The sequence below is a fragment of the Pseudidiomarina aestuarii genome (assembly GCF_003987355.1).
GTDB classification, from domain to species: Bacteria; Pseudomonadota; Gammaproteobacteria; order Enterobacterales; family Alteromonadaceae; genus Pseudidiomarina; species Pseudidiomarina aestuarii.
In genome coordinates, this window is record NZ_PIPR01000001.1 from 290,042 (window position 1) to 302,744 (window position 12,703).

16 protein-coding genes are annotated in these 12,703 nt (G+C 49.0%); 10 read left to right on the top strand and 6 right to left on the bottom strand.

Annotated features, from left to right (window positions below; genetic code table 11):
- Positions 1 to 146: 146 nt before the first annotated feature.
- From CWE22_RS01290 to glnS, 7 genes are all read left to right on the top strand, one after another.
- Positions 147 to 326, top strand: coding sequence for a hypothetical protein (locus CWE22_RS01290; protein WP_169929598.1), 180 nt, complete (start codon positions 147 to 149; stop codon positions 324 to 326).
- Positions 316 to 600, top strand: coding sequence for a hypothetical protein (locus CWE22_RS01295; protein ID WP_169929599.1), 285 nt, complete (start codon positions 316 to 318; stop codon positions 598 to 600). Before CWE22_RS01290 ends, CWE22_RS01295 begins: the two co-directional genes overlap by 11 nt.
- A 25-nt stretch (positions 601 to 625) precedes the next feature.
- On the top strand, positions 626 to 1,045 hold the full coding sequence (locus tag CWE22_RS01300) for a hypothetical protein (RefSeq protein WP_211618583.1): 420 nt from the start codon (positions 626 to 628) through the stop codon (positions 1,043 to 1,045).
- A 6-nt stretch (positions 1,046 to 1,051) separates the two neighbouring features.
- Positions 1,052 to 1,813 (top strand): 5-oxoprolinase subunit PxpA, encoded by a 762-nt coding sequence (locus tag CWE22_RS01305; RefSeq protein ID WP_169929600.1) that lies wholly within the window; start codon positions 1,052 to 1,054, stop codon positions 1,811 to 1,813.
- Between the two features lie 5 nt (positions 1,814 to 1,818).
- Positions 1,819 to 2,508 (top strand): 5-oxoprolinase subunit B family protein, encoded by a 690-nt coding sequence (locus CWE22_RS01310; protein WP_169929601.1) that lies wholly within the window; start codon positions 1,819 to 1,821, stop codon positions 2,506 to 2,508.
- The gene (locus CWE22_RS01315; protein WP_169929602.1) at positions 2,501 to 3,454 is read left to right on the top strand and encodes a 5-oxoprolinase subunit C family protein; all 954 of its coding nucleotides are present in this window, start codon (positions 2,501 to 2,503) and stop codon (positions 3,452 to 3,454) included. Before CWE22_RS01310 ends, CWE22_RS01315 begins: the two co-directional genes overlap by 8 nt.
- A 124-nt stretch (positions 3,455 to 3,578) precedes the next feature.
- Positions 3,579 to 5,246 (top strand): glutamine--tRNA ligase, encoded by a 1,668-nt coding sequence (gene glnS, locus CWE22_RS01320; protein WP_169929603.1) that lies wholly within the window; start codon positions 3,579 to 3,581, stop codon positions 5,244 to 5,246.
- A 24-nt stretch (positions 5,247 to 5,270) separates the two neighbouring features.
- On the opposite strand, the gene CWE22_RS01325 is transcribed toward glnS, so the two are convergent.
- The gene (locus tag CWE22_RS01325; RefSeq protein WP_169929604.1) at positions 5,271 to 6,554 is read right to left on the bottom strand and encodes a DEAD/DEAH box helicase; all 1,284 of its coding nucleotides are present in this window, start codon (positions 6,552 to 6,554) and stop codon (positions 5,271 to 5,273) included.
- A gap of 97 nt (positions 6,555 to 6,651) precedes the next feature.
- Between CWE22_RS01325 and CWE22_RS01330 the strand changes: the two genes are divergently transcribed.
- A complete protein-coding gene (locus CWE22_RS01330; RefSeq protein WP_169929605.1) occupies positions 6,652 to 6,900 on the top strand; it encodes a putative signal transducing protein in 249 nt (82 codons plus the stop codon).
- Here CWE22_RS01330 and fur read toward each other — a convergent pair.
- The 4 genes from fur to CWE22_RS01350 form a co-directional block, all read right to left on the bottom strand.
- Complete coding sequence (gene fur, locus CWE22_RS01335) at positions 6,897 to 7,343, bottom strand: ferric iron uptake transcriptional regulator (protein WP_169929606.1); 447 nt, start codon at positions 7,341 to 7,343, stop codon at positions 6,897 to 6,899. The two genes, CWE22_RS01330 and fur, sit on opposite strands and share 4 nt — an antisense overlap.
- A gap of 45 nt (positions 7,344 to 7,388) precedes the next feature.
- Positions 7,389 to 7,913, bottom strand: a complete 525-nt coding sequence (gene fldA / locus CWE22_RS01340) for a flavodoxin FldA (protein WP_169929607.1) — start codon at positions 7,911 to 7,913, stop codon at positions 7,389 to 7,391.
- Between the two features lie 63 nt (positions 7,914 to 7,976).
- Entirely contained in the window at positions 7,977 to 8,192 is a 216-nt protein-coding gene (locus tag CWE22_RS01345) for a DUF2788 domain-containing protein (RefSeq protein ID WP_169929608.1), read from the bottom strand.
- A 70-nt stretch (positions 8,193 to 8,262) separates the two neighbouring features.
- Positions 8,263 to 9,048 (bottom strand): alpha/beta fold hydrolase, encoded by a 786-nt coding sequence (locus CWE22_RS01350; RefSeq protein ID WP_169929609.1) that lies wholly within the window; start codon positions 9,046 to 9,048, stop codon positions 8,263 to 8,265.
- 102 nt (positions 9,049 to 9,150) lie between these two features.
- Here CWE22_RS01350 and CWE22_RS01355 point away from each other — a divergent pair, with 102 nt between their 5' ends.
- Together CWE22_RS01355 and pgm are read left to right on the top strand one after the other, a co-directional pair.
- A complete protein-coding gene (locus CWE22_RS01355; RefSeq protein ID WP_169929610.1) occupies positions 9,151 to 9,663 on the top strand; it encodes a replication initiation regulator SeqA in 513 nt (170 codons plus the stop codon).
- Entirely contained in the window at positions 9,663 to 11,303 is a 1,641-nt protein-coding gene (gene pgm, locus CWE22_RS01360; protein WP_169929611.1) for a phosphoglucomutase (alpha-D-glucose-1,6-bisphosphate-dependent), read from the top strand. Before CWE22_RS01355 ends, pgm begins: the two co-directional genes overlap by 1 nt.
- A gap of 128 nt (positions 11,304 to 11,431) precedes the next feature.
- On the opposite strand, the gene CWE22_RS01365 is transcribed toward pgm, so the two are convergent.
- On the bottom strand, positions 11,432 to 12,580 hold the full coding sequence (locus tag CWE22_RS01365) for an MFS transporter (RefSeq protein ID WP_244595923.1): 1,149 nt from the start codon (positions 12,578 to 12,580) through the stop codon (positions 11,432 to 11,434).
- Between the last annotated feature and the right edge of the window lie 123 nt (positions 12,581 to 12,703).

Below are 12,703 nucleotides of genomic sequence, written 5' to 3' on the forward strand. Positions count from 1 at the left end.
TTTGGTATCTGGTATTTCGTTCTGACCTCAGTTCCTGCCAATTAGTATGGCATTGAGCGCGACAATAGTCGAATAGGGCGCTGCGGCACTTTCTTCGTAGCCATGAATTCGGTAATGTGTAGGAAATTCAACGCGAGGGTATCGGTATGCTTATTCCATTACTTGTCGTTGTAATCGGTTTTGCTGCGCTCTTAAGCGGCGTTTGGGAGCAAAACTGGGTGACCATTATCATCGGCATCGTTTTGATGTTCGCGGGTTGGTTGGTCTTTTTTATAAACTGGCGTAAAACCGCTAAACAAGGAAAAATCAATAACCATGAACAGTAGTATTGTAAAACGTTTAGGGGCTATAGCTCTGATCATTGCGGGACTCCTGTTGGCGGTACTGACACCCGCCGGCGACGATTCCGGTCTATGGCGTAATATCGGTGTTGGTCTATTGATAGCGGGAACGGTATGGCTTATTCGTCAACCGAGCGCACCCGTTGACGCCAGCGTGGAGCGTGAAGAAACCAAACCCATTACGTTGGCGCAGTCGCCGATACTTTGGTTACCCATCATTATTATTGTCGTGGCGCTTAGTGCGTGGCTAGTCAATTAACTGAAGAGAGACGGTGGGACAGTCTATGTCACTGCAATTACGATTAGTTATCTTGGCCGGCTTGGTCGGGTTATTGTTCTATAACGCCACCCAGGCGCAATTAACAGCCGTTATTATTGATTATGGGCTAGGCTGGTACCAACTCGGTGTCCCAGTTGCTTGGGGCCTTATTTTGGGAGCTTTTGTGACGCTAATCGGCGTACGTATTTTTGACAGCTGGTTAGTACCGCTGACCTATATTGCCGGTTGCGTAATTACTATGGGCTTGACTGGTGCTGCGGCTGTATTCGGCGCGCATCAAATAGCGGGATTGATGCTACCGCCTTTGCAGTTGGCAAGTATGGGCTTGGGCTTGTACCTATTTGTGTATGGGTACGCGCGTTTTGCAGCGGCCCGAGCACAAGAAAAAGCTGATAAAAAATCGGCCAAATCGCCCCAAGAGTAGGCACATATGCTGTTAAATTGCGATGTCGGTGAGAGTCAAGATTTAGCATTGGTCGCTAGCGATCAAGAGGTATTTCCCTATATCGATTTGGCAAATATCGCCTGTGGTTATCATGCGGGCAGTGCGCCAACTATGGCCGCAACAATAGAATTAGCGCGTCATTTTGGCGTCACCATTGGTGCTCATCCTTCCTACCCTGACCGCGAGAACTTTGGACGAAAGTCTATGGTGCTCTCGGAACAACAATTAAGCGCCGTATTGCATGCTCAAATTGGGAGTATCGATCGGTTGTGCATGGCACAACACGCTGTACTTCAGTATGTGAAGCCGCATGGTGCTTTGTACAACGATATGCAGGCTAATTTAGAGCTATTTGAACAGGTTGTTGCAGTGGTCGCTGCTGAGAATCGGTGGCGGCCTGAGCCATTAAAGTTGATGACTTTAGCGACGAGCGATCCACAACCCTATGTCGCCATTGCGGAGCGCTACCAAGTTCCACTTTGGTTTGAGGCGTTTGCGGATCGACGCTACACCCACGATGGCCGGCTGCGGTCACGTGACTATGCGGATGCAGTGTTGGATAACCAAACGGCGATTATCACCCAAGCGGAACGTTTTGCGCGTGGCGAATCCATCACCACAGTAGAAGGTGAGTCCTTATCAATTCGAGCTGATACGCTCTGTGTACATGGTGATAACCCCGCGGCGGTAGCCACGGTAGCTGCCATTCGACAGTCGCTAGAACGCATTCAGGGCTCGGCGGTGTGATGTCAATGCGTATTCAGATGTCCACCGCGGCCGAAAATGCGGTGATGCTGAGTCTCATTGATGAGCAGGGAAATTCGCCTTTATCCATTGCTTGCAACGAGCAACTGCATGCTTTAGCAGACTGGCTGCTCGACCAACATCATGATTGCATCGTTGAAGTCGTGCCGAGTTACGCCAGTATACTGATTTACTACGATGCGATGAATATGGATGAGGCGACCTTTATTGCTCGTATTCAACCTCCATCGGATTGGCAAAAACAACACCGGCAAACGACCACCAACTCAGAGTCAGAGCACCAAATACAAGTGTGTTATGACACGGTGGTTGCACCTGATCTGGAGCGTGTAGCCCAACACGCTGGATTGACTGTTGCAGAGGTAATCACTCAGCATCAACAACCTACGTACCACGTCTATGCGTTAGGCTTTGCTCCGGGCTTTGCATATCTGGGTGACGTTCCGGCAGCAATTCGCTGTCCGCGTTTAGAAACACCGCGGCAGAAGGTTCCCGCTTTGAGTGTCGCCATCGCCAATCAACAGACTTCGGTATACCCCATGGAGTCGCCGGGTGGGTGGAATCTGATTGGGCAAGTTGTGGAGCTGCCGCAACTTAAGGCAGGCGATAAAGTGCGTTTTATCGCGATTGATCTGGATACGTTTAAGCGACGCAGACAAGAAGTAAGCCATGGCTAAGATCTCTCCAGTATTAGAAATTAAGCAACCGGGGCTGCTGGCGACGCTGCAAGATCGCGGTCGCAGCGGTTATCTTGCTGCTGGAATTACCTCCGGCGGAGCGGTCGATGAATATGCATTTTTATGGGCAAATAAGCTCCTCGACAATCCAGCTGATGCCGCACAAATAGAAGTGACGCTCGGAGGTTTCGAAGCGAATCTGCTGCGTCGCACGCAAATGGTTATCTGCGGCGCACCTATGCAGGTGGCTCTGAATGGTCGCCGTTTGCCAACTTGGCTGGTATTCGACGTGGAGCCAGGCGATGTATTAACCATTGCTGCTGCCCCGCGTGGGGTTCGAAGTTATTTGGCCGTACGCGGCGGATTTAGAGCTGAGGCAGTACTTGGCAGCATGGCAACCGTGAAGCGTGATCAATTGGGTGGTTTGCGCGGTGATGGTAGCGCTTTGACGGCAGGTGATGTTTTGACCGCGCCAGTTCTTTCAGCGCCGGCATTATTACCGCGCCGACCACGGACCGATCTCTTGCAAACGCAACCGGCGAACGAACCACTGACCATTGACGTGATCGCGGCCGGTCAGTATGAGCGTTTCTCGCAGCAAGCACGCGAGCAGTTTTGCTCACAAACCTATCAAGTCACCGCAGCTCAAGACCGAATGGGAATGCGTTTACAAGGACCCAAATCACTCAGCTGGGAACATGACCAAATTCTTTCTGAACCACTGCCTGTAGGCGCCATACAGATTCCGCCAGATGGTCAACCTATAATTATGTTGGTCGACCGTCAAACTCTAGGAGGATACCCCAAAATAGGCACAGTAACTTGGCGTTCGCGCTGTCTGCTGGGGCAGGCTACGGCAGGCACGGAATTAGTTTTCAATAGGGTTTCATTGGCTGCAGCACAAAACGAATGGCGCCAGTTTCAACGGTTTTTTGGCTCAGCATAGTTTCTCTCAATGCAGCCTTTGTTAAGTTTGTCGGTACCACCCCAAACCCTTGCCAGTGCCGCAATAAACTGCGATCATAGCGAATCTTTTTTGAACCAACGACCCATGTGGAGTTAACGCATTCATGGCAGCAGACGCGCCCCGTAGTAATTTTATCCGGCATATCATTGATGCAGACCTAGCCAGCGGTAAACACCAGCAGGTGCATACTCGTTTTCCGCCTGAGCCAAATGGTTTTTTACATATTGGTCATGCTAAGTCGATTGTCCTTAATTTTGGCATCGCGGAAGACTACCAAGGCACGTGTAATCTGCGGTTTGATGACACCAACCCGTTAAAAGAAAAGGTCGATTTCGTTAATTCGATCCAAGAGGACGTACGCTGGTTAGGGTACGATTGGGAAGGTAAGCCAAAGTATTCTTCAGATTACTTTGACCGATTGCACGGCTACGCCGTAGAGCTCATCGAGAAAGGTTTGGCCTACGCAGATTTCAGCACGCAAGAGAAAATGCGGGAAATGCGTGGCACCTTGAAAGAGCCAGGTGTGAATAGTCCGTATCGAGATACGAGTGTAGCTGAGAATTTGCAGATTTTTGCAGATATGACTGCCGGTAAATATAAAGACGGTGAAGTCTGTTTGCGTGCAAAAATTGATATGGCATCGCCATTTATGGTGTTGCGTGACCCAGTCATTTATCGCGTACGCTTTGTTCACCATCATCAAACCGGTGACAAATGGTGCGTGTATCCGATGTACGATTTCACACACTGTATCTCCGATGCTATTGAGGGCATCACTCACTCGTTGTGTACGCTCGAATTCCAAGACAACCGTCGCTTATACGATTGGGTGTTAGATAACATCAGTATCGATTGTCACCCACAACAAATTGAGTTTTCTCGTCTCAATTTGCAATACACCGTCATGAGCAAGCGCAAGCTGCATTTATTGGTGGAAGAGGGCAAAGTGAGCGGCTGGGATGATCCACGGATGCCGACCATTGCGGGGATGCGTCGTCGCGGCTATACACCGAGTTCCGTACGCGAGTTCTGTCATCGTATTGGTGTCACTAAGATGGACAACCAAGTTGAGATGAGTATGCTCGAAGCCTGTATTCGCGACGAGTTAAACCATCAAGCACCGCGCGCGATGGCTGTCATTGACCCGATCAAAATAGTGATTGAAAACTACCCGGATGGTGAGTCAGAAACCATCGCAGCGCCGAATCATCCGAATGACGAGAGCATGGGTGTTCGTGAGTTGCCGTTCAGTCGTGAAATCTATATCGAAGCGGAAGACTTCCGTGAAGAAGCCAACAAGAAGTACAAGCGCTTGGTACTCGGTAAAGAAGTGCGCTTACGCAATGCGTATGTGATTAAAGCGGAACGTTGCGACAAAGACGCCGAGGGCAATGTGACGACGGTTTACTGCACCTATGATGCAGATACGTTAGGCAAAGACCCTGCGGATGGACGCAAAGTAAAAGGCGTTATTCATTGGGTTGCGGCAGCAACTGCGTTACCAGCAGAGTTTCGTTTATACGACCGGTTATTCCAAGTGCCTAACCCAGGTGCTGAGGAAGATTTCTTTAGCACATTGAACCCGCAATCATTAGTGGTGCGTCATGGTTATGCCGAGCCAAGCTTGCAGCACATTCAAGTGGAACAAGCGTACCAGTTTGAGCGAATTGGCTACTTCTGTGCGGATAGTAAGGATAGCAGCGCAACAGCGCTGGTGTTTAATCAAACGGTTGGTTTACGTGACGTATGGAGTGAAGGTGACGCGAACTAACGCGTCACCTCGCCAGCAGCTTTATTAGTTTTGACGATTGTTTGGCTTGGCTGTTGAACGACGGCCAGGCTGACCAGCACGATTGCCATTGGGTTTCCCAGCTGCAGAGCGGTTGGTACGCTTCGATGGTTGACGTCCCTGAGGTTTCGCAGCTGCAGGAGACCGTTTGGTCAAATCGACTGGTGCGAAGCCTGGAGCTTCTAAACGCTCAATCGTTTGACCAATCAATTTCTCAATGCCCCGCAACTGCTTGGTCTCTTCAGGACTCACTAAAGAGAAAGCATGACCGCTCGCACCTGCACGCGCTGTGCGGCCAATTCGATGGACATAATCTTCAGCAACGTGTGGCAAATCATAATTGACGACCAGTGGTAGCAAATCGATGTCGATACCCCGTGCAGCGATATCTGTTGCTACCAGCACATTGATGCGATTACGTTTAAAATCATCTAGTGCTTTGGTACGCGCACCCTGGCTCTTATTGCCATGAATGGCTGCGGCCAGAAAACCATTGGCCTCCAACTGCTTAGCCAGCCGATTTGCACCGTGCTTAGTGCGACTAAACACCAACGCCTGTGGCGTGCCACGGTCACGTAATAATTGACAGAGTAGAGCGGTTTTTTGGCCTTGAATAACGCCATACAGCGACTGTTCCACTTTATCTGCGGTGCTGTTCGCAGGCGCGACGGATACTTCCACTGGATCGTTGACTAAGCCTTTGGCTAACGCGCGAATGTCGTCAGAAAATGTAGCTGAAAACAGCAGGTTTTGGCGTTTTGCTGGAAGCAGTTTTAACACTCGTTTGATGTCATGAATAAAACCCATATCGAGCATTCGATCGGCTTCGTCTAACACTAAAACTTCGACATCATTAAACTTGACCGCATTTTGCTGATGCAAGTCGAGTAAACGACCTGGCGTCGCAATCAGAATATCGACGCCTTTGCGCAGTTTCATCATTTGTGGATTGATTCCCACGCCGCCAAATACCACCGCAGAGGATAATTTTAGATTACGACCATAAGTGGCAACACTGTCAGCAACTTGTGCTGCGAGCTCGCGTGTTGGCGTAATGATGAGTGCGCGAATATGGTTACTTCGGGCGCGCGGGCCATCTTTTAACTTGGTCAACAACGGTAAGGTGAACCCCGCCGTTTTCCCGGTGCCGGTTTGGGCAGCGGCCATGACATCACGGCCAGCAAGAATCGAGGGAATGGCTTGTTGTTGTATAGGGGTAGGTTCTGTGTAACCTTGTTCGCTGAGAACGCTTAAAATACTTTCAGGTAAATCGAGATTGGTAAAGCTCATGCAGATTGTGTTTCTCTTCTAGGGCAAGCGCGCTAGCATACAGTAGAAGGGCTCTAGTAGCAAAAGAGTTCGCCATGTGACAGGAGTGAAGACAACAATGAAACTCATATACAGAGCCGATACGATTATTGAGGCACAACTGCTCGTGGGACTTCTTGAACAGTCAGGTATTGCTGCTCATGCCGGAGGTCACTATTTGCAGGGCGCTGTAGGCGATATTGCACCTGTCGGTATAGCCAATGTGTTTGTTGGTGACGATGATGAGGCAGCGGCGCGGGATATTATCGAAGGCTACGAGCGTGGTGACTTCACCACGCCCGACACGATTGATGTTGATGAGGACTAATCGTCCCCATTTACATTGTGCTGGCAACTACCGACATTTTTGCATTCACCATACAAATACAAACTATGGTTGGTGAGCTTGATATTGTTTTCAGCAGCAACTTTTAATTGGCGTTGCTCAATTAAATCATCTTCAAATTCGAATACATGGCCGCAGTTCAGGCACACCAAGTGATCATGGTGGTCTTTGGCGCTGAGTTCAAATACAGAACGACCGCCCTCAAAATGATGACGCGTGACAATACCCGCATCATCAAACTGATTTAACACCCGATACACGGTCGCCAAGCCAATTTCTTCGTTCTTTTCTAGCAGGATTTTATACACGTCTTCAGCGCTAATATGCTGATTATCTGGGTTTTTTAAGATTTCCAGAATTTTGACACGCGGAGAAGTGACTTTGAGGCCCGCTTTTTTTAACTGTAATTCGCCGTTGCTGCTCATTGTTCTTTCGCTGTGTTGAGGTTATCGGTCATCAGAATAATGGGTTTACGCTAATTCAGCTAGTCCCATTTCTTCGCGAATTTGTGCACACCACTGCTGCACCCGTTCTTTTGTCAATTCAGGTTGTCGATCTTCGTCGATACCTAGCCCAATGAAGTGGCTGTCATCGACCAGCGCGCGAGATGCTTCAAATTGGTAGCCGGCTGTCGGCCAGTGTCCAATAATAATGGCTCCACGTGGCTCAATGATGTCTCGTAGAGTACCCATCGCATCGAGAAAATATTCAGCATAATCCTCTTGGTCACCACAACCAAAAATAGCCACAAGTTTATTAGTGAAATCAATTTCTTCAAGCTCGGGGAAGAAATCATCCCAATCGCACTGTGCTTCACCGTAATACCAAGTCGGTATTCCAAACAGAATGAGGTCGAAATTGGCGATGTCTTCTTTCGATGATTTGGCAATATCGAATACATCAATCAAGCTCTTGCCCAGTTCTTTCTGGATCATCTGAGCGATTGCTTCGGTATTACCTGTGTCACTGCCGAAAAAAATACCTACACTTGCCATGTTTGGTTACTACCTCTCGTTTAAACGTTGTCTCGTTCGGAACAAGGACCCAAAAAACTGATTCTAAATTCCAGATTCAAAGAAGGCTTGAATAATACCTTTTGCAATAAAGCCTGCACAGCCTAAAAATAATACCAACCACACAAACCATTGTCCGAACTTGGGTACTTCAGCTTTCTTCAACACATCGCGAATCGCTAGGCCAATCAACAAAAATAAAATTGCGATTGCAAAGTTAGTACCCAATGTTTCAATCAATTCAAAATGTTCAGACAGCATAACTCTTTCTTATGGGTGCGCTTGAATAGCTTTATCTCACAAATACAGCTGGCGATTATAACACGCAGGCTTACTCGGCGCGACTTTGTTGCTCCAAAAACTCCCGTACTAAGCGGTTAAAAATACGTGGCTTTTCTGCATGCAACCAATGGCTTGTGCCTTCGATTATCTTTACGTCAACTTGGGTAAATCGATCACGTATAGCCGACTCATGTTCCGGTTTTAAATAGTCGGAATCGCCCCCTTTAACGAAGAGGATAGGCCCATCAAATTGACCTTCACAAACTGCCCCAGAGATAGCCGCATAATGGTCGTCGAGAGCCGGTAGATTGAGCCGCCATTCATAACCATTTTCGGTATGCTTGAGATTTTTCAGCAGGAACTGGCGTATACCATGGGTATCGATGGCCTTTTGCAGTAATTTGTCAGCGTCTTTGCGGTTTTTTACTTGCGTGAGGTCGAGTTGTTCGAGTGCATCGAGGATATGTCGATGTTTTGGATCGTAAGCGACTGGCGCCACATCGGCTGCAACCAAGCTGATGACACGTTCAGGGTGGCGCAGCGCAAACTCCATGGCTACCTTGCCACCCATGGAATGACCAACAATGTGCGTGCGTTCAATGTTAAGGTCATCGAGTAACTTGGCGAGATCAGCTGCCATAGCTTCATAAGACATGGTGTCCGAGTGAAAAGAATCGCCGTGATTGCGTACATCAATTGCAATCAGCTCGAAATCATTTTCGAGTTCACGGCCCAAACGCTTCAGGTTATCCAAGTCACCGAATAAACCATGAATGAGAACGACCGGAGCTCCGCTCCCAAAACGCTCATAATTGAGCAAAGTTGTTGCTGTCATACTGGACCTCTACTGGTGTTGGGTTGATTTTCTGTACCCAGGCTATGGGATAGGTATAATAATCAGCATGATACCTTTAGACGATGAAAAAGTTGCAGCATCATGAGTAAACGAATTGAAATTGATGATGAATTATACCGTTTTATAGCTGGGCATACACAACATATCGGTGAAAGTGCATCTGCAATACTGCGCCGTCTATTGGGGCTAGAAGCTGCGGATAAAGTCACTGGTAAGCCCATTTTGGTCACGTCTGAACCCGAACAAACTGCGGCTGAACGTAAGGTATTTGATGTCATGTCACGCATTGATCTTGCCGGACAACGCAGTGTCGTTGCACGATTTCTAACCATCCTTAGCATGCTCCACCGCTGCCACAGTCAGTCTTTTAAGAAAGTGTTGGAGATTAGCGGTCGTGACCGACAATATTTTGCCACCAGTGCCGAGGCGCTCGAAGCGAGTGGTACTAGCACCAATCCGAAGCAAATACCTGACGCACCCTACTTTGTCGTGACCAACAACAACACGACGCGGAAAAAATCTATGCTGACACAGGTGGCTCTGGAGCTCGGGTACTCACAGTCAGAAGCTGAGAAAATTAGGGACTTTTTGTAATGGGACTACATACACGGGCTGGTATGCCGGCACAAGCGAGCGACTTAACCAATATCGCACAACTCGTCAGTGCTTATTTCGTCAATGATGTTGACCCGAGTCAACCCGAACAATTGGTGTCCTTCGGTACGTCCGGACATCGTGGGTCTGCCTTTAAGAATTCGTTTAACGAAGCGCATATTTTAGCTATCAGTCAAGCGGTTGTGCGCTATCGCGAAGAGCAGGGTATTACCGGACCGTTGATGCTGGGTCGCGATACCCACGCATTGTCCGAAGCTGCTTATATGACGGCGCTTGAGGTTTTTATTGCAAACGGTGTTGATGTGCATGTCCAAGTGGACCACGGTTACACCCCCACACCTGTCATCAGCTATGCAATTCTTCGCTACAACGAGGGCCGTACCCAAGGGCTTGCCGATGGTGTTGTCATTACCCCGTCTCACAATCCGCCGGAAGATGGCGGCTTCAAATACAATCCACCGCATGGTGGTCCAGCGGATACTGACGCGACTGCAGTCATTGAGAAGTATGCCAACGCTATTTTATCGGCTGAGCTATTGGGTGTGGAAGCGGTGAGCTACGTCGAAGCATTAGCCAGTAAGCATCTGCATCAAGTGGACTGGCGGCAAAACTATGTAGAAAATTTAGACACCATCATTGATATGCAAGCTATAGCCAAGGCGAAGCTATCAATTGGTGTCGACGCTATGGGTGGTGCTGGCGCCAGCTATTGGCCGTTGATAGCCCAGCACTATGGATTGAATATAACGGTCACACAGGCTGATGTGGATGCCACATTCCGATTCATGAGTCTCGACAAAGACGGCAAAATTCGGATGGATTGCTCGTCGCCCTATGCCATGCGTTCATTGGTCGCGCTGAAAGATCAGTTTGATATCGCAGTCGGGAACGACCCAGACTATGATCGGCACGGCATTGTCACTCCAACTGAAGGGTTGATGAATCCGAATCATTATTTAGCAGTGGCCATTGATTATCTCTGCAAGAATCGTTCTTGGGCTGCAGAGACGGCGATTGGCAAAACACTGGTTTCGAGTGCGATGATCGATCGTGTGGTCGCGGCAAATCAGCGGACATTACGTGAAATGCCAGTTGGCTTTAAGTGGTTCGCTCGTGAACTGCAAGCGGGCGCAACCGCATTTGCGGGAGAAGAGAGCGCAGGAGCGACCTTTTTGGACCGTTCCGGGAAGGCATGGTCGACGGACAAAGATGGCATCATTATGGCGTTACTTGCGGCTGAAATTTGTGCAACGACGGGCAAGGATCCAAGTGCTTATTATCAGCAACTCTGCGAACAGCATGGTACCGCGTACTACAAGCGTCAGGATGTGCCGTCCAGCGCCGCAATGAATCAAGCATTCAAAGCGATACAGCCGGCTCAGCTGCAAATACAGACCTTGGCACGCGATGCGGTTCAGAGTGTGATGACCCAAGCACCGGGAAATGGTGCGTCGATCGGTGGCGTAAAGGTCTGTACGGCGAATGGCTGGTTTGCAGCGCGCCCATCGGGTACTGAACCCATCTACAAAATTTATTGCGAGAGCTTCGTCAGCGAAGATCACTTATCGTTGCTGCTGAACGAAGCGCAAATGCTGGTCAGCCAGTGGCTGCAGTCTTAAGGCGACGTTGTTAAGCTTGTTGACGCTCAAGCTCGTCTTGAGTGTCTTGATCTTCTTCAGCCAATGCGGTGAGTAGTTCATCAGAAGTTTGCCCTGGCGATAACATGGCATAGCTGCTGTGCGGTTGATCAGTCGGCCGCGCGCTTGGTAACACGATAAAGCGAATAGACACAGACCACACTGGTCATCACTACAATCAGTAAAAAGAAGTAATTTACGCCACCAAATTCCATCAGCGCCGCAACCGCGGGCGCGCCGATAATAGAACCAATACCGCCCACCTTGATGATGGCACCCGTTGCGCCGACCATTTGATCTTTCTCAAGAAAGTCATTGGTGTGCGCCATGCCAAGTGAGTACAGGGGTAACGCACAAGCTCCAAAGAGTCCAACACAAAGGTAGATAAGCCAGACCAATTCAGAGCCGAGTTGCGATAATATTAACGCCATGATGGCTGCTGTGCCGGCACAACCCGCCATAATCACGCGTCTATCGAAACGGTCTGAGAGTAGGCCAATTGGCGCTTGGGAGAGCATCCCACCGAGAATAAACGAGGCCATAAAGAGCGACACTTGAGCAATACTGAGACCAATGTAAGTCGCGTACATAGGCCCAATACCGTAAAACATGGCGTAACACGCCTGCATAATAAATGCGTTCACAATGCCCAGCGGAACCAGCTTAAACAGGCCCCAGATGGGTACTTTACGGGGTTCATGTGTGGTGGGCTCGACCGAAACACTAATTAAAATAGGTATCAATGCTAAGTTGATTAATAAAGCAACCAAAGCAAAGGCGACGAAACCTGATGGGTCTGCGACCCCAAGTACGAGCTGGCCGACCACTAAACCACCATAAATCAGCACTAAATAAACTGACAGCAGCGTACCGCGGTTCTTATTGTCAGCCATGGTGTTCAGCCACGATTCGACGATCACAAAAATGGCCGAAATCGCGAAGCCGGTGAGGAATCGCATGATGAACCAAACTGTAGGATCTATCCAAATGGCTTGAATGAGGATAGATGCGGCGGCAAGCGCTGCTAGCCCGCCAAAAGCCCGAACGTAACCAACGCGACGAATATCTTTAGGAGCACGAGTGGTGCCAAAGAGGAACCCGATAAAGTAGGCCGACATGATGATGCCGGTGGTTAAAGTCCCAAAATTTTCTATGGTGGCGCGCAGACTGAGTAGGGTACTCGTCATGCCGACACAAATGCCAATCAGAGTAATACTTGTCAGCAAAGAACTGATTGCACGTAGCTGTTGTCTCAGCATGGTGTCGGTCCCAATGAATCGTGAATGGCAATGAACGAAAATGGTAGCACGCTTTGACCATTTCTTAAATGCAATACGCGGTTATCCACAGCTTGTTACTTGCCCATGTAGATGGGGCTGTTT